Origin of the sequence: Streptomyces sp. H51, assembly GCF_035656535.1 — a bacterium.
GTDB lineage: Bacteria > Actinomycetota > Actinomycetes > Streptomycetales > Streptomycetaceae > Streptomyces.
This window is the reverse complement of the sequence record NZ_JAYMHD010000015.1, coordinates 135398-160512: the sequence shown is the minus strand read 5'-3', so window position 1 is coordinate 160512 and position 25115 is coordinate 135398. Positions and strand designations below refer to the sequence as shown.

The following is a 25115-nucleotide window of genomic DNA, read 5'->3' as shown; positions in this document are numbered from 1 at the left end:
CGCGCCGCGGTCCGCCGACGGCCGTCCGGGAGCCCGCCGTGCCCGGTAGCCGCACCGGCGGGCGCCCGCCCGTCCAGCGGGCCGTCCGGCGCCCCGCCGCCTCCCGGCCGCCCCGCGACAACCCCGTGCGCCGCCTGTACGCCAGGGCCCGGCGCGCCTGGGACCGGCCGCTGACCGCCTACTACCTGATCCTCGGCGGCAGCATGCTGATCACGGTGCTGGGGCTGGTGATGGTCTACTCGGCGTCCCAGGTCACCGCGTTGCAGATGTCCCTGCCGGGCTCGTACTTCTTCCGCAAGCAACTCCTCGCCGCCGCCATCGGCGGGGTGCTGCTGCTGGCCGCCTCCCGCATGCCGGTCACCCTGCACCGGGCGCTGGCCTACCCGATCCTCGCCGGAGCGGTGTTCCTGATGGCCCTGGTGCAGGTCCCGGGGATAGGGATGTCGGTCAACGGCAACCGGAACTGGATCTCCGTCGGCGGCCCCTTCCAGCTCCAGCCCAGCGAGTTCGGCAAACTCGCCCTGGTGCTCTGGGGCGCCGACCTGCTCGCCCGCAAGCAGGACCGGAAACTGCTGACGCAGTGGAAGCACATGCTGGTGCCACTGGTCCCGGTCGCCTTCCTGCTGCTGGGGCTGATCATGCTCGGCGGCGACATGGGCACGGCGATCATCCTGACCGCGATCCTGTTCGGCCTGCTGTGGCTGGCCGGCGCGCCGACCCGGCTGTTCGTCGGGGTGCTGTCGGTCGCGGCCACGATCGGGGTGGTCCTCATCAGGACCAGCCCCAACCGCATGGCCCGCCTGTCCTGCATCGGCGCCACCGAACCGCAGTCCGGGCCGGTCGACTGCTGGCAGGCCGTGCACGGCATCTACGCCCTCGCCTCCGGTGGAATCTTCGGGTCGGGGCTCGGCGCGAGTGTGGAAAAATGGGGTCAACTCCCGGAAGCGCACACGGACTTCATCTTCGCCGTCACCGGTGAGGAACTGGGCCTGGCGGGGACGCTGTCGGTGCTCGCCCTCTTCGCGGCTCTAGGCTATGCGGGTATCCGCGTGGCCGGACGCACGGAGGACCCCTTCGTGAGGTATGCCGCGGGAGGCGTGACCACCTGGATCATCGCGCAGGCGGTGATCAACATCGGTGCGGTGCTCGGCCTGCTGCCGATCGCCGGCGTCCCCCTCCCGCTGTTCTCCTACGGGGGATCCGCCCTGCTGCCGACCATGTTCGCCATCGGGCTGCTGATCGCGTTCGCGCGTGACGAGCCCGCTGCGCGGGCGGCGCTTTCGATGCGGCAACCTCGCTTTGGTAGAAAGCGGGCGGGAGGCGCCGTGCCGGCACGGGGGCCTCGGAGATGGAACACGATGCGACGGCGTGCCTCGGCGGCGCGCACGTCCGGAGAGCGGTGAATTTCGGTGCATGTCGTACTCGCCGGTGGGGGGACCGCCGGCCACATCGAGCCCGCGCTCGCCCTCGCGGACGCCCTGCGCAGGCAGGACCCGGCCGTGGGGATCACGGCCCTGGGCACCGAGCGCGGCCTGGAGACCACGCTCGTTCCGCAGCGGGGCTACGAGCTCGCGCTGATCCCCGCCGTACCGCTGCCCCGCAAGCCCACGCCCGAGCTGATCACCGTCCCGGGCCGGCTGCGCGGCACCATCAAGGCGACCGAGCAGATCCTGGAGCGCACCAAGGCGGACGTCGTCGTCGGCTTCGGCGGGTACGTCGCGCTGCCGGGCTACCTGGCGGCCAAGCGCCTCGGCGTGCCGATCGTGATCCACGAGGCCAACGCCCGCCCGGGCCTGGCCAACAAGATCGGCTCGCGCTACGCGGCCCAGGTCGCCGTCGCCACTCCCGACAGCAAGCTGCGCAACGCGCGCTACATCGGCATCCCGCTGCGCCACTCCATCGCCACCCTCGACCGGGCCGCGGTCCGCCCCGAGGCCCGCGCGGTGTTCGGCCTCGACCCCAACCTGCCCACGCTGCTGGTCTCCGGCGGCTCGCAGGGCGCCCGCCGCCTCAACGAGGTCGTCCAGCAGGTCGCCCCGTGGCTCCAGCAGGCCGGCATCCAGATCCTGCACGCGGTGGGTCCGAAGAACGAACTGCCACAGGTGCAGCAGATGCCGGGAATGCCCCCGTACATCCCGGTAAGTTACCTGGACCGGATGGACCTCGCGTACGCCGCGGCCGACATGATGCTCTGCCGTGCGGGCGCGATGACCGTCGCCGAGCTCTCCGCCGTCGGACTTCCGGCCGCCTACGTCCCGCTGCCCATCGGCAACGGCGAACAGCGGCTGAACGCCCAGCCGGTGGTCAAGGCCGGCGGCGGACTCCTGGTCGACGACGCGGAACTGACGCCCGACTGGGTGCGCGAGAACGTGCTGCCCGTGCTCGCCGACCCGCACCGGCTGTACGAGATGTCCCGTGCCGCCGCCGAGTTCGGCCGCCGGGACGCCGACGACCTGCTCGTCGGCATGGTGTACGAGGCGATCGCCTCGCATCCGCGCCGGTGACACACCGGCGAGCGAGCCGGAGGGGCGCGGGCTGAGGCGCCCCGGTGGTCCTCCCCCGGGCCGGATGCGCCCGGGGGAGGACCGAGCCAGGGAAAGGGAGTGTGCGTGGCCGGATCGACCACCGCCGAACGCGGTGAACGCCAGCAGGAGTCGTCCGCTGCGCTCCTGGTCGGGCGATTCCGGCCCGGCCGGCGCCGTACGCTCGTCGCCGTCGCCGGCGCGGCCGTCGTCCTCGGCGCCGCCACGCTCTGGCTGCTGTACGGCTCGCCCTGGCTGCGCGTGCGGCAGGTGACCGTCTCCGGGACGGCGGTGCTGACGCCCGCTCAGGTGCGCGCGGCCGCCGACGTCCCGGAAGGGGCGCCGCTGATCTCCGTGGACACCGCGGACGTCGAGGCGCGGCTGCGCCGGGAACTGCCGCGCGTCGGCACCGTCGAGGTGGTCCGTTCCTGGCCGCACGAAATCGGGCTGAAAGTAATCGAGCGCACCCCGGTGCTGATTGTCCGAAAGGGCGGAAAGTTCGTCGAAGTGGACGCGGAGGGAGTCCGTTTCGCCACGGTCTCCCGGGCCCCGAAAGGCGTTCCCGCGCTCGAATTGCACCTGTCCCGCCCCGGTTCGGCGGCCGCGAGCCTGCGGCGCTTCGACGGGAAACGGCTGGTGCGGGAGGCGGTCCGGGTCGCCGACGCCCTCCCGGCCGCCGTCGCGCGCGGCACCCGCACGGTCGACGTGCGTTCCTACGACGACATCTCGCTGGAGTTGGGCGACGGCCGCACCGTCGCCTGGGGGAGCGGCGAGAGGGGCGCCGCGAAGGCCCGCACGCTGGTCGCCCTCATGAAAGCGTCGCCCGGCGCCCGGCACTTCGACGTCAGCGTTCCCAGCGCCCCCGCCTCATCGCGGAGTTGACGCACATCCGCGCAGGCCAGCACCCTGGTTGGGCAGCGCTGTGCCTGATCACATAGGGTGAAAAGAAAAACGGGAGGTTCGGCGTGTTCGTTGAACGCGCGCCACTTGTCGACTTAGTGTCCTGTTCGGAAGACTCCAGCGAACAGTCACACTGGTAACCCTAAACTTCAACGTTAGGGTTCGGGTCGGCGAAACGGACCGTCCCATTCGGCATCAGTCGTCGGATCGCGAGGCGCAGCTGCGTCGCGTCGATCCGCCGACACGTAACTCGAGGCGAGAGGCCTTCGACGTGGCAGCACCGCAGAACTACCTCGCAGTCATCAAAGTCATCGGTGTCGGCGGCGGTGGTGTCAATGCCATCAACCGGATGATCGAGGTCGGTCTCAAGGGCGTCGAGTTCATCGCCATCAACACCGACGCGCAGGCGCTGTTGATGAGCGACGCCGACGTCAAACTCGACGTCGGCCGCGAACTCACCCGCGGACTCGGCGCCGGAGCCAACCCGGCCGTCGGCCGCAAGGCCGCCGAGGACCACCGCGAGGAGATCGAGGAGGTCCTCAAGGGGGCCGACATGGTCTTCGTGACGGCCGGTGAAGGCGGCGGCACCGGCACCGGCGGCGCGCCCGTCGTGGCCAACATCGCCCGCTCCCTGGGCGCCCTCACCATCGGCGTGGTCACGCGCCCGTTCACCTTCGAGGGCCGCCGCCGCGCCAACCAGGCCGAGGACGGCATCGCGGAACTCCGCGAAGAGGTGGACACCCTCATCGTCATCCCCAACGACCGGCTGCTGTCCATCTCGGACCGCCAGGTCAGCGTGCTCGACGCGTTCAAGTCCGCCGACCAGGTGCTGCTGTCCGGCGTGCAGGGCATCACCGACCTGATCACCACGCCCGGTCTGATCAACCTCGACTTCGCCGACGTCAAGTCGGTCATGTCGGAGGCCGGATCGGCCCTGATGGGCATCGGCTCGGCCCGCGGCGACGACCGTGCGGTGGCCGCGGCCGAGATGGCGATCTCCTCCCCGCTGCTGGAGGCGTCCATCGACGGTGCCCGGGGCGTGCTGCTGTCCATCTCGGGCGGCTCCGACCTCGGCCTGTTCGAGATCAATGAGGCCGCCCAGCTGGTGAGCGAGGCCGCCCACCCCGAGGCGAACATCATCTTCGGCGCGGTCATCGACGACGCCCTCGGCGACGAGGTCCGGGTCACGGTGATCGCGGCCGGCTTCGACGGGGGCCAGCCGCCGGCCCGCCGGGACACCGTCCTCGGCTCGTCCTCGGCCCCGGCCCGCCGCGAGGAGCCGACTCCGGTACGGCAGCCCGAGAGCCGTCCGTCGTTCGGCTCGCTCGGCAGCGTGACGCCGAAGGAGGAGCCGGAGCCGGTTCCCGAGCCGGTCGCCGACATCCCGGTCGCCCCGCCCGTTCCACCGTCGCGGTCCTACTCGGACAGCGCGGCAGAGGAACTGGACGTACCGGACTTCCTCAAGTGATCCTTCAGACGTGACCACACAGCGCGACATCGCGAACGGCGCGCACTTCGCCTTCACCGACCGGTGGGGCGGGGTGAGCGCCGTTCCGTACGAGGAGCTCAACCTCGGCGGAGCGGTCGGCGACGACCCCGAGGCCGTGAGGACCAACCGGGAGCTGGCCGCCAAGTCGCTCGGCCTCGATCCGGCCCGGGTGGTCTGGATGAACCAGGTGCACGGGGCGGACGTGGCGGTGGTCGACGGACCATGGGGCGAGCGGCCCGTGCCGGAGGTCGACGCGATCGTCACCGCCCGCCGCGGACTGGCCCTCGCCGTCCTCACCGCCGACTGCACGCCCGTACTGCTCGCCGACCCGGTCGCCGGCGTCGCCGCCGCGGCCCACGCGGGCCGGCCCGGCCTGGTCGCCGGGGTCGTCCCGGCCGCCGTACGGGCCATGGCCGAGCTGGGCGCCGAGCCGTCCCGGATCGTCGCCCGCACCGGGCCGGCCGTCTGCGGACGGTGCTACGAGGTGCCGGAGGCGATGCGTGCCGACGTGACCGCCGTCGAGCCGGCGGCGTACGCCGAGACGAGCTGGGGCACTCCCGCGGTCGACGTGACCGCCGGAGTGCACGCGCAGCTCGACCGGCTCGGGGTGCACGACCGGGAGCAGTCGCCGGTGTGCACGCTGGAGTCGGGTGATCACTTCTCGTACCGCCGCGAGCGAGCCACGGGGCGACTCGCGGGATATGTCTGGCTGGACTGATGGGGCATGACGGACCGTAAGGATGAACTCGCCGCGAACCTGGCGAGGGTGGAACAGCGCATCGCCGACGCCTGCGCGGCCGCGGGCCGCGGACGGGAGGAGGTGACCCTGATCGTGGTCACCAAGACCTATCCGGCGAGCGATGTGAGGATTCTGTCGGAACTCGGTGTACGGCACGTGGCCGAGAACCGGGACCAGGACGCGGCGCCGAAGGCGGCCGCTTGTTCGGACCTGCCCCTGGTGTGGCACTTCGTGGGTCAGTTGCAGACCAATAAAGTGCGTTCCGTGGTCGGTTATGCGGATGTGGTGCAGTCCGTCGATCGTTCCCGGCTGGTGACGGCCCTGTCGAAGGAGGCCGTGCGGGCCGGGCGCGAGGTGGGGTGCCTCATCCAGGTCGCCCTCGACGCGGGGGCGAGCGAGCGGGGGGAGCGCGGCGGAGTGGCGCCCGGCGGAGTCGCGGAGTTGGCCGATCTGGTCGCCGGCTCTCCCGGACTGCGGCTCGACGGACTGATGACCGTCGCTCCGCTCACCGGCGAGTACGCGGGGCGTCAACAGGCGGCGTTCGGGCGGTTGATGGATTTGTCGACCGACCTGCGCCGGAGCCATCCGGCTGCGAACATGGTCTCGGCAGGGATGAGCGCGGACCTCGAACACGCGGTGGCGGCCGGAGCGACACATGTGCGCATCGGCACCGCGGTACTCGGAGTCCGCTCCGGGCTCGGGTAACGTCGCCAGGAAGTCGGACCACAGCAGAAAATATGGTCAATGCCGCCGAAAGGCGGTGTAAAGACCTCGTGGATCGCGGGCACTTGGCGGTCGTCAGCCGATCCACCACAGAGCGGAGGACTCAGAGCATGGCCGGCGCGATGCGCAAGATGGCGGTCTACCTCGGCCTCGTGGAGGACGATGGGTACGACGGCCGGGGATTCGACCCCGATGACGATTTCGAGCCCGAACTCGACCCCGAGCCCGAACGGGAGCACCGGCGGCACGAGCCGTCACTCCCGTCACACGGCGCACACCAGTCCCAGAGGGACGAAGAAGTCCGCATCGTCCAGCCGCCCGCGCCGCGTGAGCCGGTCGCCCGGTCCGCTTCGCTGTCCGCGGAATCCGGCCGCCCGGCGCGCATCGCGCCCGTGGCGTCCATCACACAAGAACGCGCAAGTCTGGAGAAGAACGCACCGGTGATCATGCCCAAGGTCGTGTCGGAACGAGAGCCTTACCGGATCACCACGCTGCACCCGCGGACCTACAACGAGGCCCGTACCATCGGGGAACACTTCCGTGAGGGCACCCCGGTGATCATGAATCTGACTGAGATGGACGACACAGACGCGAAGCGACTTGTCGACTTTGCGGCCGGTTTGGTGTTTGGTCTTCACGGCAGCATCGAGCGGGTGACGCAGAAGGTGTTCCTGTTGTCGCCTGCTAACGTCGATGTCACGGCGGAGGACAAGGCCCGCATCGCAGAGGGCGGGTTCTTCAACCAGAGCTGAGACGCACAACCGGAAACAGCAGTACACGAGCAGTACCGAGCAGCACGGAAACAGGGGAGAGGGAAGCACCGAACATGGGCGTGGTCCTGGATGTCGTCTACATCGCGCTGATGTGCTTCCTCATCGTGCTCATCTTCCGGTTGGTCATGGACTACGTCTTCCAGTTCGCCCGCTCGTGGCAACCCGGCAAGGCGATGGTGGTCGTTCTGGAGGCCACCTACACTGTCACTGATCCACCGCTCAAGCTTCTGCGGCGGGTGATCCCGCCGTTGCGTCTCGGGGGCGTGGCGCTCGACCTGTCCTTCTTCGTACTGATGATCATCGTCTACATCCTGATCTCGATCGTGAGCCGGCTGTGAGCGATGTGACCTACCGTCTTGCCGAATGCCGACGACTACGTTGAGGTGAAGAGATGCCGTTGACCCCCGAGGACGTGCGGAACAAGCAGTTCACGACCGTCCGCCTCCGAGAAGGCTATGACGAGGACGAGGTCGATGCCTTCCTCGACGAGGTCGAAGCCGAACTGACCCGTCTGCTCCGCGAGAACGAGGACCTGCGCGCCAAACTGGCCGCGGCCACGCGTGCCGCTGCTCAGAACCAGCAGAACATGCGCAAGCCCCCGGAGGGTCCCGGCGGTCCGCAGGATCAGCAGCAGGGTATGCCCCAGCAACAGGGCATGCCGCAGCAGGGTGGCATGCCGCAGCAGGGGATGCCGCAGCAGGGCATGCGAGGACCCGGCGCTCCGGTGCCCGCCGGGATATCGGGCCCGCCGCAGCAGCAGATGGGTGGCCCCATGGGTGGCCCGCCCCAGCTGCCGAGCGGTGCACCGCAGCTGCCCGCCGGTCCCGGCGGTCAGGGCGGTCCGCAGGGTCCCGGCCCGATGGGTCAGGGTCCCGGCCCCATGGGCCAGGGTCCGGGCATGGGGCAGGGTCCGGGCATGGGCCAGGGTCCGGGCATGGGCCAGGGTCCGATGGGTGGTCAGCCCCCCATGCAGCAGATGGGCGGCCCGATGGGCGGTCCCATGGGCGGCCCGATGGGCGGCCACGGACAGGGCCCCGGCGGCGACAGCGCCGCCCGTGTCCTCTCGCTGGCCCAGCAGACCGCCGACCAGGCGATCGCCGAGGCCCGCAGCGAGGCCAACAAGATCGTCGGCGAGGCCCGCAGCCGCGCCGAGGGTCTGGAGCGTGACGCCCGTGCCAAGGCCGACGCGCTGGAGCGGGACGCGCAGGAGAAGCACCGCGTCGCGATGGGCTCCCTGGAGTCCGCCCGCGCCACGCTGGAGCGCAAGGTCGAGGACCTGCGCGGCTTCGAGCGCGAGTACCGCACGCGCCTGAAGTCGTACCTCGAGTCGCAGCTGCGCCAGCTGGAGACCCAGGCCGACGACTCCCTGGCCCCGCCGCGCACTCCGGCCACGGCCTCCCTGCCGCCGTCCCCGGCGCCCTCCATGGCCCCGGCCGGCGCGAGCGCCCCGTCGTACGGCGGCGGCAACCCGGGCATGGGCGGCGCGCCGAGCCCCGCTGCTCCGTCCTACGGCGGCCAGCAGCAGATGTCCCCGGCGATGACCCAGCCGATGGCGCCGGTCCGCCCGCAGGGCCCGTCGCCGATGGGGCAGGCCCCCTCGCCGATGCGCGGCTTCCTCATCGACGAGGACGACAACTGACGGCCGCGTAGCACGCCGTAGGCGTCGGCAAGCGTTCAACAGGGCGGGGCCCCGGATCTGATCCGGGGCCCCGCCCTGTTACGCGTGTCGATCCCCGCACCGACGGGAGCCGTGCCGCGAGGCCGGTTGTGCCGACGGGAGCCGTGTCGCCGGTCCGCTGTCCCGAGGGCCCGGCCCCCGCGGGGGAGACCGGGTCCTCGGGCGCCGGGCGGTTACGCCTTGCGCAGGCGGAAGGTGAGGGACAGGCCCTCGTCGGTGAACGGGTCGCCGTAGGAGTCGTCCGCCTCGCCCTGGGCGAAGTCCGTGGCCAGGACCTCGTCGGCGATCAGGGCCGCGTGCTCGGACAGGGCCGCGATCACCGCGGGGTCGGTGGACGTCCAGCGCAGGGCGATGCGGTCGGCCACGTCAAGACCGCTGTTCTTGCGGGCCTCCTGGATGAGGCGGATCGCGTCACGGGCGAGACCCGCCCGGCGCAGCTCCTCCGTGATCTCCAGGTCCAGGGCGACCGTGGCGCCCGCGTCGGAGGCCACCGACCAGCCCTCGCGCGGGGTCTCGGTGATGATGACCTCGTCGGGGGCGAGAGCGACGGTCTCGCCGTCGACCTCCACCGCGGCCGTGCCCTCGCGCAGGGCGAGGGACAGCGCGGCCGCGTCGGCGTTCGCGATGGCCTTCGCCACGTCCTGCACCCGCTTGCCGAACCGCTTGCCCAGGGCGCGGAAGTTGGCCTTGGCGGTGGTGTCCACCAGGGAGCCGCCGACCTCGGACAGCGTCGCGAGGGCGCTGACGTTCAGCTCCTCGGTGATCTGCGCGTGCAGTTCGGGGTGGAGGGTCTCGAAGCCCGCGGCCGCCACCAGCGCGCGGGACAGCGGCTGGCGGGTCTTGACGCCCGACTCCGCGCGCGTGGCGCGGCCCAGTTCGACGAGGCGGCGGACCAGGACCATCTGCTTCGACAGCTCCGGGTCGATGGCCGACAGGTCCGCCTCGGGCCAGGACGCCAGGTGGACGGACTCCGGGGCGCCGGGCGTGACCGGCACGACCAGGTCCTGCCACACCCGCTCGGTGATGAACGGGGTCAGCGGCGCCATCAGCCTGGTGACCGTCTCGACGACCTCGTGCAGGGTGCGCAGCGCGGCCTTGTCGCCCTGCCAGAAGCGGCGGCGGGAGCGGCGCACGTACCAGTTCGACAGGTCGTCGACGAACGCAGACAGCAGCTTGCCGGCCCGCTGGGTGTCGTAGGCCTCCAGGGACTGGGTCACCTGGTCGGTCAGCGCGTGCAGTTCGGACAGCAGCCAGCGGTCCAGCAGGGGCCGGTCGGCGGGGGCCGGGTCCGCCTCGGACGGCGCCCAGTCGGAGGTGCGGGCGTACAGGGCCTGGAAGGCGACCGTGTTCCAGTAGGTCAGGAGGGTCTTGCGGACCACCTCCTGGATCGTGCCGTGGCCCACGCGGCGGGCCGACCACGGGGAGCCGCCGGCCGCCATGAACCAGCGGACCGCGTCGGCGCCGTGCCGGTCCATCAGCGGGATCGGCTGCAGGATGTTGCCCAGGTGCTTGGACATCTTGCGGCCGTCCTCGGCGAGGATGTGGCCCAGGCACACGACGTTCTCGTACGACGACTTGTCGAAGACCAGCGTGCCGACCGCCATCAGCGTGTAGAACCAGCCGCGGGTCTGGTCGATGGCCTCGGAGATGAACTGCGCCGGGTAGCGGCTCTCGAACAGCTCCTTGTTCTTGTACGGGTAGCCCCACTGCGCGAACGGCATCGAACCCGAGTCGTACCAGGCGTCGATGACCTCCGGCACGCGCGTGGCGGTCTTGCCGCAGGAGTCCTTGGGGCAGGCGAAGGCGACGTCGTCGATGAACGGGCGGTGCGGGTCCAGGTCCGACTGGTCGGTGCCGGTCAGCTCGGTGAGTTCCGCGCGGGAGCCGACGCAGGTGAGGTGGTCGTCCTCGCACCGCCAGATCGGCAGCGGGGTGCCCCAGTAGCGGTTGCGGGACAGTGCCCAGTCGATGTTGTTGTTCAGCCAGTCGCCGTACCGGCCGTGCTTGACCGTGTCCGGGAACCAGTTGGTGTTCTCGTTCTCCCGCAGCAGGCTGTCCTTGATCGCCGTCGTGCGGATGTACCAGGACGGCTGCGCGTAGTAGAGGAGCGCGGTGTGGCAGCGCCAGCAGTGCGGGTAGCTGTGCTCGTACGGGATGTGCTTGAACAGCAGGCCGCGGCCGGCCAGGTCCTCCGTGAGCTTCTCGTCGGCCTTCTTGAAGAAGACGCCCCCCACCAGCGGGACGCTCTCGTCGAAGGTGCCGTCCGGGCGGACCGGGTTCACCACGGGCAGGCCGTAGGCGCGGCAGACCTTGAGGTCGTCCTCACCGAAGGCGGGGGACTGGTGGACCAGACCCGTACCGTCCTCGGTGGTGACGTACTCGGCGTTGACCACGTAGTGGGCCGGTTCCGTGAACTCCACGAACTCGAACGGACGCCGGTACGTCCAGCGCTCCATCTCGGCGCCGGTGAAGGTCTGCCCGGTGCTCTCCCAGCCCTCGCCGAGCGCCTTGCCGAGCAGCGGCTCGGCGACGACGAGCTTCTCCTCGCCGTCGGTGGCGACGACGTAGGTGACCTCCGGGTGCGCGGCGACCGCGGTGTTGGACACCAGGGTCCAGGGGGTGGTCGTCCAGACGAGCAGCGCGGCCTCGCCGGCCAGCGGGCCGGAGGTGAGCGGGAAGCGGACGTACACGGACGGGTCCACTACCGTCTCGTAGCCCTGCGCCAGCTCGTGGTCGGACAGGCCGGTGCCGCAGCGCGGGCACCAGGGGGCGACGCGGTGGTCCTGGACCAGCAGCCCCTTGGTGAAGATCTCCTTCAGCGACCACCAGACGGAGTCGATGTACTCCGGGTCCATGGTGCGGTAGGCGTCGTCGAGGTCGACCCAGTAGCCCATGCGGGTCGTCAGCTCGGTGAAGGCGTCGGTGTGCCGGGTCACCGACTCGCGGCACTTCGCGTTGAACTCGGCGATCCCGTACGCCTCGATGTCCGGCTTGCCGGAGAAGCCCAGCTCCTTCTCGACCGCCAGCTCCACCGGCAGGCCGTGGCAGTCCCAGCCGGCCTTGCGGGCCACGTGGTAGCCGCGCATGGTGCGGAAGCGGGGGAAGACGTCCTTGAAGACGCGCGCCTCGATGTGGTGGGCGCCCGGCATGCCGTTCGCGGTGGGCGGGCCCTCGTAGAACACCCACTCGGGGCGGCCCTCGGACTGCTCCAGGGTCTTGGCGAAGATCTTCTGCTCGCGCCAGAATTCGAGCACCGCGTGCTCGAGCGCGGGCAGGTCGACCTGGGCGGGCACCTGGCGGTACGTCGGCGTTGTCATCAGCGAGCTTCCTCCGGCGGACTTGCTGCCTTCCGTCCGGAGGGACGAGAGCGACGACTGCGCGTACGTGCCGCACGCCGTCCACGCCGGTCTCGGCGTGCTCCCGCGGTACCACCCTCCTTGGCCCCCGGCGCGTTCCGCACGCCGGAGAGCCCCCTCATTGGGGTCGCGATGCCGGTTCTACTGACCCGTCGGGCGTTCTTCCGGCGGCTCCGGGGTGATCTTCACGCCGCGCTCGCCCCCGGGCTCCCACCGTCCCCGGGTCGCTCTGGGCTGCGTACGCCGCTACTCGTCCCCATCCACGCTTTTCGCTGCGCCCAGTGTACGGCGCCGCGGGGACGGCGGCCGACCGGTTTTCCGGCACCGGGCAGGGGGCGGGCCGCGGGGGCGGGGGCGACCCGAACGGGGGCCTGCGGGCCGGTCCGCGATCCGGGACCCGCGTCTCGGCGGATTACCCGGCGGGGAGCTGGGCACAACGGATGCAGGCTCGCCGTGCGCGTGTGCGAGCCGGGCGAATCGGGCGGTGTGCCCCGTTGCCGCGGGACACAAGTCGATTTATCGTCCGAGCACGATTCGCGAACCGGATCACGTAGGTGAAAGGACGCGGCCATGGTGGCGAAGAAGACCGCCGTACAGCAGCCGGCGTCCGGCAGCTCCACACGTGCCTCCGGCGGTGCGGCCGAGGACGTGAGCGGGGCGAAGAGCGGGCGGGCGGGTGCCACGGCGCGTACGGCGAAGCCGGCCGCCGGGGCGGCTCCCGCGAAACGGGCGGTGGCGGGGAAGGACGCCACGAAGAAGCCGGCGAAGCGGTCCGTGACGAAGGCCACGGAGAAGTCCGTGGCGAAGAAGGCCGCCGAGAAGGGCGCGGCCGAGCGGAGCGCGGCCGCCGAGGCCGCCACCAGGAAGGGCGCGGCCGGGAAGCACGCGGGCGCCGGGAGCGCGACCACGACGGCCACGGCCGACAAGAGCAAGGCCGACAAGAGCAAGGCCGACAAGAGCACGGCCGGGAAGAGCACGGCCGAAACGGCGGGCGCGGCCGAGGCCGCGCGGCAGACGGGAGCCACGACAGTGGTTGCGAAGAAGACCCCTGGCACAGCCACGGCGGCGACGACCGGCCTGCCCGAGGCACGGATCGCCACGGTGGAGCCGGGCGAGCTCGCGGTACGGCCCGGCGAGGACCCCTGGACCCCGGAGGAGGTCGAGGCGGCCCGCACGGAGCTGCTGTCCGAGGACGCCCGGCTGCGCGCCGAGATCAGCTCCTCGGAAGCCGCCCTCGTGGGCCTGATGCGGGACTCCGGGGACGGTGCCGGCGACGACCAGGCGGACACCGGCACCAAGAACATCACGCGCGAGCACGAGCTGGCCCTCGCGGCCAACGCGCGCGAGATGCTCATCCAGACCGACCGAGCGCTGGAGAGGCTCGAAGCGGGCACCTACGGCCTGTGCGAGAACTGCGGCAACCCCATCGGCAAGGCGAGGATGCAGGCGTTCCCGAGGGCCACGCTGTGCGTGGAGTGCAAGCAGAAGCAGGAACGCCGGTACTGAGGACGCCGGGGGACGTGCCGTACCCTCGTCCTCAGTCAGGTACTAGGCGAGGGACTCACGTGGCAGAGGCGGAGCGCATCATCGGTACGCCGGACACCCCGGAGGCGGCGGGGACCGGGCCGGAGCAGGACGGGACCGCCCGGCCCCGGGGCGGGCGCCGGATCGCCGTGCTGTTCGCGGTGGCCGCCCTGGCGTACCTGCTCGATCTGGGCAGCAAGCTGCTCGTGGTGGCCAAGCTGGAGCACCACCCGCCGATCGAGGTCGCCGGTGACTGGCTGAAGTTCGAGGCGATCCGCAACGCGGGCGCGGCCTTCGGCTTCGGCGAGGCCTTCACGGTGATCTTCACGGTGATCGCGGCGGCCGTGATCGTGGTGATCGCGCGCCTCGCCCGCAAGCTCTACAGCCTGCCGTGGGCGGTCGCGCTCGGCCTGCTGCTGGGGGGCGCGCTCGGCAACCTCACCGACCGGATCTTCCGCTCGCCGGGGATCTTCGAGGGCGCGGTCGTCGACTTCATCGCGCCCAAGGGCTTCGCCGTCTTCAACCTGGCCGACTCGGCGATCGTGTGCGGCGGCATCCTGATCGTGCTGCTGTCCTTCCGGGGCCTCGACCCGGACGGGACCGTCCACAAGGACTGAGCGCGCGTACGGGCCGCAAGGACTGAGCGCGCGTACGGGACCGTCCCGCCCGTCCGGCATACTCGACGGGTGAGCACGATTCCCGAGATCCGTACCCTGCCCGTGCCCGACGGCCTGGAGGGCGAGCGCGTCGACGCCGCCATCTCCCGCATGTTCGGCTTCTCCCGCACCAAGGCGGCGGAACTGGCCGGGGCGGGCAAGGTGCTGGTCGACGGCGCGGTCGTCGGCAAGTCGGAGCGGGTGCACGGCGGCGCCTGGCTCGAGGTCGAGATGCCGCAGGCGTCCGCCCCCGTACAGGTCGTCGCGGAGCCGGTCGAGGGCATGGAGATCGTGCACGACGACGAGGACGTGGTCGTGATCGTCAAGCCGGTGGGCGTGGCCGCGCACCCGTCGCCGGGCTGGACCGGGCCGACGGTCATCGGCGGGCTGGCCGCGGCCGGGTACCGCATCTCCACCTCCGGCGCCGCCGAGCGCCAGGGCATCGTGCACCGCCTCGACGTGGGCACCTCGGGCCTCATGGTGGTCGCCAAGTCGGAGTACGCGTACACCTCGCTCAAGCGCCAGTTCAAGGAGCGCACGGTCGACAAGCGCTACCACACGCTGGTGCAGGGGCACCCCGATCCCACCAGCGGCACCATCGACGCGCCCATCGGCCGCCACCCCCAGCACGACTACAAGTGGGCGGTCACGGCCGACGGCAAGCCCTCCGTCACGCACTACGACCTCATCGAGGCGTTCCGCGCGGCCTCCCTCCTCGACGTCAAGCTGGAGACCGGCCGCACCCACCAGATCCGCGTCCACATGGCCGCCCACCGCCACCCCTGCGTCGGCGACCTCACCTACGGCGCCGACCCGACCCTCGCCAAGCGGCTGCACCTGACCCGGCAGTGGCTGCACGCCGTGCGCCTCGGCTTCGAGCACCCCGGGGACGGGCAGTGGGTCGAGTTCGCCTGTGACTACCCGGCCGACCTGCAGAGCGCCCTGGACCAGGTCCGCGAGGAGACCTACCGGTGAGTCTGCCGTCGTACGAGGTCCGGGTCGCCGAGGACGCCGCGGACCGCGAGGCCTGCTTCGCCCTGCGCACGGAGGTCTTCGTCCGCGAGCAGGGCGTGCCCGAGGACCTGGAGTACGACGAGTACGACGCCGTGGCCGTGCACCTGCTGGCGGTGCGCGAGGACGGGATCGCGCTCGGCACGGGACGGCTGCTGTACGGCGAGGCGGCCGCGTCGAAGACCGGCGGCGACCCGTCGGTCGGGTCCCTGGGGCGGCTCGCCGTGGCCGCCCGGGCGCGCGGACTGGGCGTCGGCGCCGCGCTGGTGCGGGCCGTCGAGGAGGCCGCACGCGCGCGCGGGCTGGCCGCGGTGGACCTGCACGCGCAGACCCACGCCCTGGGGTTCTACGAGCGGCTGGGTTACCGGGCGTACGGACCCGTGTACCCGGAGGCGGGGATACCGCACCGGGCGATGCGGCGCCCGGTGTAGCCGGGAGGCCGAAATCGCTGGTCGCGGCGGCGGCGTGGCAGGCTGGAGATCCGCCGTCCGTCCGTCGACCCGCCCGGAGCGCTGACCGTGGACCAACTGGCCCTGTTGTTCGTGCTCTTGCTCGGGGCCCTGGTGAGCGTCCCCGTCGGAGACCGGTTCGGTCTGCCGGCGCCGGTGCTGATGACGCTGCTCGGGGTCGTCCTCGCCGTGCTCGACTTCGTCCCGAACGTCGACGTGCGGCCCGAGCTGATCCTGCCGCTGCTGCTGCCGCCCCTGCTGTACGCGGCGGTGCGGCGGACGTCCTGGCGGCAGTTCGCGGCCAACCGGCGGCCGATCTTCCTGCTGGCCGTGGCGCTGGTGTTCGTCACCATGGCCGCGGTGGCCGCCGTGGCCGGCGCGATCGTGCCGGGGCTGCCGGTCGCCGCCGCCTTCGCGCTCGGCGCGCTGGTCGCGCCGCCCGACCCGGTCGCGGCGACCGCGGTCGCGGGACAGCTGGGGCTGCCGCGCCGGCTGGTGTCCATCCTGGAGGGCGAGGGCCTGTTCAACGACGTGACGGCGATCGTGCTGTACCACGTCGCGATCACCGCCGTGGTCACCGGCTCCTTCTCGGCCTGGCGGGCCGGTATGGACCTGGTGCTGTCCGCCGTCGTGGCCGTCGTGGTGGGGCTGGCGCTCGGCTGGGGCGCCAACAGACTGCTGGACCTGCTGGGCGACGCCACCCTGCAGATCGGGCTCACGCTGCTGGTGCCGTACGCCTCCTACGTGCTCGCGGAGGAGCTGCACGGCTCGGGCGTGCTCGCCGTGCTGACCACCGCGCTGTTCCTCGCCGAGTACGCCACCGACGCCGACGACGTGATGATCCGGCTCGCCGGGCACACCTTCTGGAACATCGTCGACACGCTCGTCACCGGTGTGGCGTTCGGGCTGATCGGACTGGAACTGCACAACGCGATCCGGACGGCGTCCGGGCGCTGGGCCGAGATGCTCGGCTGGGCGGGGGCGGTCGTGGCCGTCGTGGTGCTGGTGCGGCTGGCCTGGCTGCTGCCGGCCACCTGGCTCACCAAACGGCTGCACGCCCGGCGGGACCATGACGAGGACATCCCGGCGAGCTGGCGGGAGACCGTCGTCATGTGGTGGTCCGGGATGCGCGGCGTGGCCTCCGTGGCGCTGGCGCTGGCGATCCCGCTGACGACCGACGACGGCTCGCCCTTTCCGGACCGAGACGAGATCGTGTTCATCGCCTTCGGGGTGATCATGGCGACCCTGGTGCTCCAGGGGCTGACGCTGCCGTGGCTGGTGAAGCGGCTCGGAGTGCGTGCCGACACCGAGCGCGAGAAGGACTTCGAGAAGGCGCTCGCGACCCGGGCGGCGAAGGCGGCGAAGCGGCGGCTGCGGGAGATCGAGCAGGTGGAGGAGTTGCCGGACGAGCTGTCCGAGCAGATGCAGCGGCGGGCCTTCGACATCGGGCTGCGCATCAGCCCGGAGATCGGGGAGGACGAACGGCGCGAGGACCACGAGATGCGGGTACGGCGGCTGAAGCGCGTGCGGCGCATCCAGAACGAGATGCTGAGCGCGGCGCGGCACGAGGTGCTGGCGGCGCGCAACGAGCCGGGGGCCGATCCGGAGGTGGTGGACCGGGTGCTGCGCCACCTCGACGTGCGCAGCATGCGGTGAGGCGGCGGGCGCGGCACGGCGCGGCCGACGGCGACGGTGCTCGCCGTCGGCGGTCCGCCGTTTGTAGGGTCGGTCCATGGCTCGCAACGTGGTGATCAGTGGTGGCGGTACGGGGATCGGGCTCGCCGCGGCCCGCGTCTTCGCCGAGGACGGGGACCGGGTGCTGCTGGTCGGGCGGCGCGGCGACGTGCTGGAACGGGCCGACGTGCCCGGCGCGTCCAGGTACGCCGCCGATCTCAGTGATCCGGGCGCGGTGCGCGGACTCGCCGCCCACGTGGAGCGGGAGTTCGGCGCCGTCGACGTGCTGGTGCACGCGGCCGGGGGCAACGGGCAGCTCGAGGAGCCGGCCGGCGGTGACGACCCGCTGGACCGCGTCGCGCACGAATGGACCGTCAACTTCCGGCTCAACACCCTGACCGCGGCGCTGCTCACCGAGGGGCTGAAGGACCGGCTGGCCTCGCCGGGCGGGCGCGTGCTGTTCATCAGCTCCATCGCCGCCTACCGGGGCTCCGGCAGCGTGGCGTACGGCGGGGCCAAGGCCGCGCTGCACCCCTACGCCCACGCCCTGGCCCGCGCGCTGGGGCCGCGCGGGATCACCGTGAACGTGGTCGCGCCCGGCTACATCGAGGGCACCGGGTTCTTCGGCCCGCGCATCGACCCGGCCCGCCGCGAACGGCTGGCCGGCGAAACCCTGGACAAGCGCGTCGGCACCCCCGGAGACGTCGCCGCGACCCTGCACTGGCTCGCCTCCCCGGGCGCCGGGCACATCACCTCGCAGATCGTCCAGGTCAACGGCGGCGCCGAGCGCGGGCACTGAGCCCGCGCCCGCTCAAGCCCGGCCCGCTCAGCCCCGGCCCGCTCAAACCCCGGCCCGCTCAAGCCCGGCCCGCTCAGCCCCGGCCCGTCCGCGGTGTCTCCTGGGCGCGGCGCACGGCCGCGCCGTTCCGCGCCGCGCCGTCCCGGGCCGCCCGCAGGATCCCGTCCGCGGACGTCCGGGGCGGCGGCAGCACCGCGTCGGCCGTGTTGACGCGGGGCAGCGCGTGCGGATGGTGCTCGCTCAGCCAGCGGATCATCCGCTCCCGGACCGTCACCCGCACCGTCCAGATGTCGTCCGCGTCCTTGGCCGTCACCAGCGCCCGCACCTGGATGGTGCTCGGGGTGGAGTCCGTGACGGCCACGCCGTAGTCGCGGCCGTCCCAGGCGGGGCAGGAGCGCAGGATGTCGCGGAGCTGCTCGCGCATCGCCTCCACCGGAGCCGAGTGGTCGAGGTGCCAGTAGACGATGCCCGTCATCTGGGTGCTGCCGCGCGACCAGTTCTCGAACGGCTTGGAGGTGAAGTACGACACCGGCATGGTGATCCGGCGCTCGTCCCAGGTCCGCACCGTCAGGAACGTCAGCGTGATCTCCTCGACCGTGCCCCACTCGCCGTCCACCACGACCGTGTCGCCGAGGCGCACCATGTCGCCGAAGGCGATCTGCAGCCCGGCGAACATGTTGCTCAGCGTGGACTGCGCGGCGACACCGGCGACGATGCCGAGGATGCCGGCCGAGGCCAGCAGCGAGGCGCCGGCCGCCCGCATCGCCGGGAACGTCAGCAGCATCGCGGCCATCGCCACCACGCCCACGATCGCGGAGACCACCCGCATGATCAGCTCGACCTGGGTGCGGACCCGCCGGACCCGCGCCGGGTCGCGGTGGACGCGGGCGTAACGGCTGTACGACGTCTCGACGACCGCCGCCGCGATCCGTATCACCAGCCAGGCCGCCGACCCGATCAGCACCAGGGTCAGGGTCCGGCCGACGCCGACCCGGTGCTGCGGCAGCAGGTCCGCCTGGTCGTAGGAGCCTCTGAGCAGGGCCGTGCACAGGACCAGCTGGTAGGGCACGCGGGCACGGCGCAGCAGACCCCACAGCGGGGTCTCGTGGTGCCGGCCGTCGGCCTTGCGCAGCAACTGGTCGGTGACCCAGCCGACGGCCAGGGTCAGCACGACCGAGCCGCCGAGCACGATCAGCGGACGCAGTACGTTCTCCATGCCGTCGAACCTAACCGGCACCGGGCGGGCACGAACATGTGACTTTCACGCGTTCCTGGGTACGGCCGCGAGCACGCGTTGTCGGACCCCGCTGGCACCATGGCCCCATGAACCTCATGCTCTTTCACTCCACCTACGGCCTCCGGCCCGCGGTGCGTCAGGCCGCCGACAGACTGCGCGAGGCCGGACACGAGGTGTGGATCCCGGACCTCTTCGAGGGGCGCACGTTCGACACCGTCGAGGAGGGCAGGGCCTGCAAGGACGAGATCGGCCAGGACGAGCTGCTGAAACGGGCCGTACTGGCCGCCGCCCCCTACTCGGAACGGGGACTGGTGTACGCCGGGTTCTCCCTGGGCGCGGCCGTTGCCCAGACCCTGGCGCTCGGCGACGAGAAGGCGCGCGGGCTGCTGCTCCTGCACGGCACCTCCGACATCGCGCCGAACGCCTCCGCGGACGGCCTGCCGGTCCAGCTGCACGTGGCCGAGCCGGACGCGTTCGAGCCCGACGACTGGCTGAGCGCCTGGTACCTGCAGATGGGCAGAGCGGGCGCCGACGTCGAGGTGTACCGGTACGCCGGGGCCGGTCACCTGTACACCGACCCCGGCCTGCCGGACTACGACGAGGAGGCGGCCGAGGCCACCTGGCGGACGGCGCTCGGCTTCCTGGACTCGCTCCGGTGATCCGCTACACCGGGTCGTAGGTCCGTTCCACCTTCTGCGTGCCGCTGCGGGTGCGGTAGGAGCGGGCCCACGACGAGGTCGCGTTCGCGGACGTGCGGTCGGACAGGACGTAGTAGTCCATCTGCGCGCGCTCGGCCGTGACGTCCAGGACGCCGTAGCCGTGGCGGTCGGTGTCGACCCAGTGGACGTGCCGGTTGGCGGCCTTGATGACCGGCGCGGCGATCGCGGAGACCGTGCCCTCGGGGACCTTCACGATGTCGTCGAGGTTGTCGGAGGTCACCGAGGTGACCACGAACTCGGTGGCGGCCGAGGCGGACAGCGGGTAGGTGCCGGCGTCCACGGGCACGTCGTTGGCCCACGCCATGTGGATGTCGCCGGTGAGGAAGACGGTGTTGCGGATGGCGTTGGACCGCAGGTGGGCCAGCAGTTCCCGCCGGTCGTCGGTGTAGCCGTCCCACTGGTCGGTGTTGAGGGCGAGCCCCTCCTTCGGCAGCCCGAGCAGCTCGGCGAGCGGCTTCAGCAGGTCGGCGGAGAGGGAGCCGACGGCGAACGGCGAGATCATCACCGAGTTGCCGACCAGCCGCCAGGTGGTGTCGGACGTCTTCAGCCCCGCCTTCAGCCAGTCGAGCTGGGCGCGCCCGGTGATCGTGCGGTCCGGGTCGTCCACCGAGCCGTTGCCGACCTTGACCTGCTGCGAGCGGAAAGAGCGCAGGTCGAGCAGGGACAGGTCGGCGAGCTTGCCGAAGCGCAGCCGGCGGTAGGTGGTGCCGGCGGTCGCCGGGCGCACCGGCATCCACTCGAAGTAGGCCTGTCTGGCGGCCGCCTGACGGGCCGACCAGGTGCCCTCGGCGCCCTCGGTGTGGTTCTCGGCGCCGCCCGACCAGGCGTCGTTGGCGAACTCGTGGTCGTCCCAGATCGCGATCACCGGCGCCTTGTGGTGCAGCGCCTGCAGATCGGGGTCGGTCTTGTACCTGCCGTGGCGGGTGCGGTAGTCGGCGAGCGTGAGGATCTCGTGGGCGGGCGCGTGCGGCCGTACGACGGTCCCGCGGGTGCCGTAGTCGCCGGTGCCGTACTCGTAGATGTAGTCCCCGAGGTGCAGCCAGGCGTCCAGGTCGCCGCGGGCCGCGAGATGGCGGTACGCCGAGAAGTGGCCGGCCTCCCAGTTGGCGCAGGAGACCACGCCGAAGCGCAGGCCGGAGACCGCCGCGTCCGCGGCCGGCGCGGTGCGGGTGCGCGCCGGCGGGGAGTCGGTGCCGCCCGCGGAGAAGCGGAACCAGTAGTCGGTGGCCGGCTCCAGGCCGCGGACGTCGGCCTTGACGGTGTGGTCGGAGGCCGCGGTCGCGGTGACGGCCCCCTCGGCGACGACGTCCGTGAACGCCTTGTCCCGGGCGACGACCCAGCCGACCTCGGTGTCCGGGCCGAGCCCGGAGCCGGGCACGGCCTCGGCGGTGGGGGTCACCCGGGTCCACAGCAGGACCCCGTCGGGCAGCGGGTCGCCGGAGGCGACGCCGTGCAGGAAAGCGGGGGTGCCGGCGGCCGCGCGGGCGGGCAGCGCGGCGGTCAGCGGACCGGCCAGGACGGCGGTGGCCGCGGCGGCCTTGACGATCGTACGGCGGCGCGGCGAAAGCGAGTTGACGCTCTCGGCGGGCGCGGATGCTCTGTATCGACTGGTCACGACCGATCAGGTTACTGATCGGTATGCGCGGGAGCGGGCGAACTCGGAAAGTTCGCCCGCTCTTCCGCCGGAAGTCGCCTCGGACGGTCCGTCAGCCCTTGAGGGCCGCCCCGACCACCTGGTTGAACTGGTCCGCCGTCATGGGCGGGTTGCCGTTGCTGTCGGCGGTGAGCACCTTGCCGTTCATGACGAGGCTCGGGGTGCCGGTGACGCCGTCCTTGTTGGTGTCGAAGGTCTTCGACATGGCGAGCGCCCAGGCGTCGTAGGTGCCCTTCTTCACCGCGTTCCGGAAGCCGGCGTTGTCCTTCAGGGCCGGAACGGTCTGGGCGACCTTGATCAGGTAGTCGTCGCTCTTGAACTTGTCGTCCGACTCCTCGGGGTGCCACTTCTTGGAGTAGAGCGCGGTCTTGTACTCCAGGAACGCCTCGTCGCTGACGTTCAGCGCGGCGCCCATGGCGCTCATCGCGTTCTTGGAGCCCTCGCCGCGCGAGCCGATCTGGCCCTTGCCGAGGGAGTCGCCGTCGAGGAAGGTGCCGCCGACGAACTGGAGCTTGTACTTGCCGCTGTCGAGGTCCTTCTTCACGGTCGGGCCGACTGCTTCCTCGAACTGGGCGCAGATCGGGCAGCGGGGGTCCTCGTAGACCTTCAGCGTCTTCTCGGCGCTCGCCTTGCCGATGACGACCGTCGTGCCGTTCTTGCCCGTGGTGTTGGCCGGCGCGACGACCTTCTCGTCCTTCACGGCCTCCCAGTGGCCGGGCTTGTTCGCCTGGACGACGGCGTAGCCTATGCCGCCGGCCGCGGCCAGCACGGCGACGACCGAACAGGCCACGATGACCTGCCGCTTGACCTTGGCCCGCTTGGCCTGGCGCTCGCGCTCCTGACGCAGCCGCTCACGGGCCGCCGTCTTGGCCGCCTGGTTGTTCCGCTTGCTCATATCGGTGATCTCCATGTGGGACGCGCATGTGTCGTGCGCGGGATACGTGTGGGGGTCTGCTGGTACTCAGCTGTGGTTCAGGCGAACGCGGCCGAGCACGGCGGCCCACGCCGCCCCAGGGAGTGCACGAGAAGCCGGTCGCGGACGACGGCGGACCGGCGGACGGGACGCCGCAGGCGCCCCTGCGCCTCGGCGGGCCGGACGGCCACCGCGGCCACCGCGAGCAGCAGCGGCCGGAACGTGGTCGCGGCGACCGCCCGCAGCGACTGGGCCAGCGCCCGCTCACCGCGGCGCAGCCAGGCGGCGGCGAGCAGCCCGACGCCGACGTGCGCGCCGAGCAGCAGCCAGGCGGTCGCCGGGTCGGCGTGGGCGAGCAGCACGGCGAGCCGGTCGGCGCCGGTGTCAGCCCACCCGTCACCCGGCCGCCACCCCTCGGGGAGGTGCTTCGCACCGCTGGTGATCTCGGCCAGCGGGCTGCCGACCTCGGTGCGGTTGCCGCACAGCACGTCGAAGCCGACGGAGCGCAGCGGGCCCGCGACCGGGCCGCCCGCGCGGCCGTAGCAGAGGTGCTGGCCGGTGGTGAAGACCGTGTCGGCGGCCAGCTCCAGCGGGACCAGCGCGGCGGCGATGCGCCCGAAGCCGCGTTCGCGGCCGGCCAGCGCGTAGGCGGCCGTGAACACGGCGGCGGCGACCGCGGCCACCGTGTTCAGCGGCAGCGGGACCCGTGACAGCAGCACGTGCGACGTGGTGCTGAGCGTCACGACGAGCGCCGTGAACACGGCCGCGCGCACGGCTCTCAACGGGGTCCCGGATATGTCCATAGCGCAGGAGAGTCTGTCACGCCGTGCCGTAAGGGACCCCTAAAGGGTCCCTGTGAGGCACGACCTGTCACAGACCCGGGATCCGGCCGTTGCGGAACAGGTCCACGAAGATCTGGTGGTCGGCACGCGCGCGTGCGCCGTAGTCGTGCGCGAAGTCCACCAGCAGGCCCGCGAAGCCGTCCTCGTCGGCGGCGATCGCCGCGTCGATCGCCCGCTCGGTGGAGAACGGCACCAGCGACTCGCCGGAGGTGTCGTCCGCCGCGGAGTGCATGGTCGCCGTGGCCCGGCCGAGGTCGGCCACCACCTGGGCGATCTCCTCCGGGTCGTCGATGTCGCCCCAGTCCAGGTCCACGGCGTACGGCGAGACCTCGGCGACCAGCTGGCCCGCCCCGTCCAGCTCGGTCCAGCCCAGCCAGGGGTCGGCGTGCTGCTGCAGGGCGCGCTGGGAGATCACCGTGCGGTGGCCCTCGTGCTGGAAGTAGTCGCGGATCGCCGGGTCGGTGACGTGGCGGGAGACCGCCGGGGTCTGGGCCTGCTTGATGTAGATCACGACGTCGTTCTCCAGGGCGTCGGTGTGCCCCTCCAGCAGGATGTTGTACGACGGCAGCCCGGCCGACCCGATGCCGATGCCGCGGCGGCCGACGACATCCTTGACGCGGTAGGAGTCCGGGCGGGCCAGCGACGCCTCCGGCAGCGTCTCCAGGTAGCCGTCGAACGCCGCCAGCACCTTGTAGCGGGTGGCGGCGTCCAGCTCGATGGAGCCGCCGCCCGGCGCGAAGCGGCGCTCGAAGTCGCGGATCTCCGTCATCGACTCCAGCAGCCCGAAGCGGGTCAGGGAGCGGGCGTCGCGCAGCGCGTCCAGCAGCGGCCCCTGCGCGGTGTCCAGGGTGAAGGGCGGCACCTCGTCGCTCTTGGCGCCGGTGGCCAGGGCGTGCACGCGCTCGCGGTACGCGGCCGCGTAGATCCCCACCAGCTCGCCGATCTGGCCGTCGCTGAGCGCCTTCGCGTAGCCGATCAGCGCGATCGAGGCGGCGAAGCGCTTCAGGTCCCAGGTGAAGGGGCCGACGTACGCCTCGTCGAAGTCGTTGACGTTGAAGATCAGGCGGCCGTTGGCGTCCAGGTAGGTGCCGAAGTTCTCCGCGTGCAGGTCGCCGTGGATCCACACCCGCGAGGTGCGCTCGTCCAGGTACGGACCGCTGAAGGTCCGCCCGTCGCCGCGCCCGGCCCGCTCCGCGTCCAGGTCGTGGTAGAAGAGGCAGGCCGTCCCCCGGTAGAACGCGAAGGCCGAGGACGCCATCTTCCGGAACTTCACACGGAACGCGGCGGGATCGGCGGCCAGGAGCTCGCCGAAGGCGGTGTCGAAGACGGCGAGGATCTCCTCGCCGCGCTGCTCGTCGCTGAGCTGGGGAACCGACATCGCTGGGTGCCTCCTGGTGCATGACAATGAGTGACGAGAGAGTCGTCACGTCCAACGGGCGAAGGTACGCGGGAGTGCC

22 protein-coding genes are annotated in these 25115 nt (G+C 71.8%); 16 read left to right on the top strand and 6 right to left on the bottom strand.

Annotated elements, in window-relative coordinates:
- Positions 1-38 precede the first annotated feature (38 nt).
- From ftsW to VKA29_RS03860, 9 genes are all read left to right on the top strand, one after another.
- The gene (gene ftsW, locus VKA29_RS03900) at positions 39-1403 is read left to right on the top strand and encodes a putative lipid II flippase FtsW (RefSeq protein WP_324783727.1); all 1365 of its coding nucleotides are present in this window, start codon (positions 39-41) and stop codon (positions 1401-1403) included.
- A gap of 6 nt (positions 1404-1409) precedes the next feature.
- The gene (gene murG / locus VKA29_RS03895; RefSeq protein ID WP_324783726.1) at positions 1410-2504 is read left to right on the top strand and encodes an undecaprenyldiphospho-muramoylpentapeptide beta-N-acetylglucosaminyltransferase; all 1095 of its coding nucleotides are present in this window, start codon (positions 1410-1412) and stop codon (positions 2502-2504) included.
- Positions 2505-2609: 105 nt separating this feature from the next.
- Positions 2610-3404, top strand: a complete 795-nt coding sequence (locus tag VKA29_RS03890) for a cell division protein FtsQ/DivIB (RefSeq protein WP_324783725.1) — start codon at positions 2610-2612, stop codon at positions 3402-3404.
- Positions 3405-3693: 289 nt separating this feature from the next.
- Positions 3694-4890 carry a cell division protein FtsZ gene (gene ftsZ / locus VKA29_RS03885; protein WP_324783724.1) on the top strand — a complete coding sequence of 399 codons (1197 nt, stop codon included), beginning with the start codon at positions 3694-3696 and terminating at the stop codon, positions 4888-4890.
- Between the two features lie 10 nt (positions 4891-4900).
- Positions 4901-5629 (top strand): peptidoglycan editing factor PgeF, encoded by a 729-nt coding sequence (gene pgeF / locus VKA29_RS03880; RefSeq protein ID WP_324783723.1) that lies wholly within the window; start codon positions 4901-4903, stop codon positions 5627-5629.
- Positions 5630-5635: 6 nt separating this feature from the next.
- A complete protein-coding gene (locus tag VKA29_RS03875) occupies positions 5636-6355 on the top strand; it encodes a YggS family pyridoxal phosphate-dependent enzyme (RefSeq protein WP_324783722.1) in 720 nt (239 codons plus the stop codon).
- A 128-nt stretch (positions 6356-6483) separates the two neighbouring features.
- The gene (locus tag VKA29_RS03870; protein ID WP_324783721.1) at positions 6484-7125 is read left to right on the top strand and encodes a cell division protein SepF; all 642 of its coding nucleotides are present in this window, start codon (positions 6484-6486) and stop codon (positions 7123-7125) included.
- 74 nt (positions 7126-7199) lie between these two features.
- Positions 7200-7484: a YggT family protein gene (locus tag VKA29_RS03865; RefSeq protein WP_324783720.1), complete on the top strand. Its 285-nt coding sequence runs from the start codon at positions 7200-7202 to the stop codon at positions 7482-7484.
- Between the two features lie 53 nt (positions 7485-7537).
- Positions 7538-8785 carry a DivIVA domain-containing protein gene (locus VKA29_RS03860; RefSeq protein ID WP_324783719.1) on the top strand — a complete coding sequence of 416 codons (1248 nt, stop codon included), beginning with the start codon at positions 7538-7540 and terminating at the stop codon, positions 8783-8785.
- A 212-nt stretch (positions 8786-8997) separates the two neighbouring features.
- Here VKA29_RS03860 and ileS read toward each other — a convergent pair whose 3' ends face one another.
- Positions 8998-12141 carry an isoleucine--tRNA ligase gene (gene ileS, locus VKA29_RS03855; protein ID WP_324783718.1) on the bottom strand — a complete coding sequence of 1048 codons (3144 nt, stop codon included), beginning with the start codon at positions 12139-12141 and terminating at the stop codon, positions 8998-9000.
- A gap of 609 nt (positions 12142-12750) precedes the next feature.
- Here ileS and VKA29_RS03850 point away from each other — a divergent pair.
- The 6 genes from VKA29_RS03850 to VKA29_RS03825 all read left to right on the top strand — a co-directional run bounded on the left by VKA29_RS03850 (position 12751) and on the right by VKA29_RS03825 (position 18293).
- Complete coding sequence (locus tag VKA29_RS03850) at positions 12751-13686, top strand: TraR/DksA family transcriptional regulator (RefSeq protein ID WP_324783717.1); 936 nt, start codon at positions 12751-12753, stop codon at positions 13684-13686.
- Positions 13687-13745: 59 nt separating this feature from the next.
- Positions 13746-14321 carry a signal peptidase II gene (gene lspA / locus VKA29_RS03845; protein ID WP_324783716.1) on the top strand — a complete coding sequence of 192 codons (576 nt, stop codon included), beginning with the start codon at positions 13746-13748 and terminating at the stop codon, positions 14319-14321.
- Between the two features lie 69 nt (positions 14322-14390).
- On the top strand, positions 14391-15335 hold the full coding sequence (locus VKA29_RS03840) for an RluA family pseudouridine synthase (RefSeq protein ID WP_324783715.1): 945 nt from the start codon (positions 14391-14393) through the stop codon (positions 15333-15335).
- On the top strand, positions 15332-15802 hold the full coding sequence (locus tag VKA29_RS03835; RefSeq protein ID WP_324783714.1) for a GNAT family N-acetyltransferase: 471 nt from the start codon (positions 15332-15334) through the stop codon (positions 15800-15802). Before VKA29_RS03840 ends, VKA29_RS03835 begins: the two co-directional genes overlap by 4 nt.
- Before the next feature lie 87 nt (positions 15803-15889).
- Entirely contained in the window at positions 15890-17476 is a 1587-nt protein-coding gene (locus VKA29_RS03830) for a Na+/H+ antiporter (protein WP_324783713.1), read from the top strand.
- Between the two features lie 76 nt (positions 17477-17552).
- Positions 17553-18293 carry an SDR family oxidoreductase gene (locus VKA29_RS03825; protein ID WP_324783712.1) on the top strand — a complete coding sequence of 247 codons (741 nt, stop codon included), beginning with the start codon at positions 17553-17555 and terminating at the stop codon, positions 18291-18293.
- Positions 18294-18366: 73 nt separating this feature from the next.
- On the opposite strand, the gene VKA29_RS03820 is transcribed toward VKA29_RS03825, so the two are convergent.
- Complete coding sequence (locus VKA29_RS03820; RefSeq protein WP_324783711.1) at positions 18367-19509, bottom strand: mechanosensitive ion channel family protein; 1143 nt, start codon at positions 19507-19509, stop codon at positions 18367-18369.
- Between the two features lie 38 nt (positions 19510-19547).
- Here VKA29_RS03820 and VKA29_RS03815 point away from each other — a divergent pair, with 38 nt between their 5' ends.
- Positions 19548-20189, top strand: a complete 642-nt coding sequence (locus tag VKA29_RS03815; protein ID WP_324783710.1) for a dienelactone hydrolase family protein — start codon at positions 19548-19550, stop codon at positions 20187-20189.
- Positions 20190-20193: 4 nt separating this feature from the next.
- Here the strand turns inward: VKA29_RS03815 and VKA29_RS03810 are convergent, their stop codons facing one another.
- The 4 genes from VKA29_RS03810 to VKA29_RS03795 form a co-directional block, all read right to left on the bottom strand.
- A complete protein-coding gene (locus VKA29_RS03810) occupies positions 20194-21864 on the bottom strand; it encodes an alkaline phosphatase D family protein (protein WP_324783709.1) in 1671 nt (556 codons plus the stop codon).
- A gap of 91 nt (positions 21865-21955) precedes the next feature.
- Positions 21956-22798 carry a thioredoxin domain-containing protein gene (locus VKA29_RS03805; RefSeq protein WP_324783708.1) on the bottom strand — a complete coding sequence of 281 codons (843 nt, stop codon included), beginning with the start codon at positions 22796-22798 and terminating at the stop codon, positions 21956-21958.
- A 77-nt stretch (positions 22799-22875) separates the two neighbouring features.
- Positions 22876-23619: a hypothetical protein gene (locus VKA29_RS03800; protein ID WP_324783707.1), complete on the bottom strand. Its 744-nt coding sequence runs from the start codon at positions 23617-23619 to the stop codon at positions 22876-22878.
- A gap of 67 nt (positions 23620-23686) precedes the next feature.
- Positions 23687-25036 carry a DUF2252 domain-containing protein gene (locus tag VKA29_RS03795; RefSeq protein WP_324783706.1) on the bottom strand — a complete coding sequence of 450 codons (1350 nt, stop codon included), beginning with the start codon at positions 25034-25036 and terminating at the stop codon, positions 23687-23689.
- Positions 25037-25115 lie beyond the last annotated feature (79 nt).

Coding starts and splice junctions, on each gene's coding strand:
- VKA29_RS03875 (WP_324783722.1), top strand. CDS start 5,636: ATGACGGACCGTAAGGATGAACTCGCCGCGAACCTGGCGAGGGTGGAA.
- VKA29_RS03870 (WP_324783721.1), top strand. CDS start 6,484: ATGGCCGGCGCGATGCGCAAGATGGCGGTCTACCTCGGCCTCGTGGAG.
- VKA29_RS03865 (WP_324783720.1), top strand. CDS start 7,200: ATGGGCGTGGTCCTGGATGTCGTCTACATCGCGCTGATGTGCTTCCTC.
- VKA29_RS03860 (WP_324783719.1), top strand. CDS start 7,538: ATGCCGTTGACCCCCGAGGACGTGCGGAACAAGCAGTTCACGACCGTC.
- ileS (WP_324783718.1), bottom strand. CDS start 12,141: ATGACAACGCCGACGTACCGCCAGGTGCCCGCCCAGGTCGACCTGCCC.
- VKA29_RS03850 (WP_324783717.1), top strand. CDS start 12,751: ATGGTGGCGAAGAAGACCGCCGTACAGCAGCCGGCGTCCGGCAGCTCC.
- VKA29_RS03825 (WP_324783712.1), top strand. CDS start 17,553: ATGGCTCGCAACGTGGTGATCAGTGGTGGCGGTACGGGGATCGGGCTC.
- VKA29_RS03820 (WP_324783711.1), bottom strand. CDS start 19,509: ATGGAGAACGTACTGCGTCCGCTGATCGTGCTCGGCGGCTCGGTCGTG.
- VKA29_RS03805 (WP_324783708.1), bottom strand. CDS start 22,798: ATGAGCAAGCGGAACAACCAGGCGGCCAAGACGGCGGCCCGTGAGCGG.
- VKA29_RS03800 (WP_324783707.1), bottom strand. CDS start 23,619: ATGGACATATCCGGGACCCCGTTGAGAGCCGTGCGCGCGGCCGTGTTC.
- VKA29_RS03795 (WP_324783706.1), bottom strand. CDS start 25,036: ATGTCGGTTCCCCAGCTCAGCGACGAGCAGCGCGGCGAGGAGATCCTC.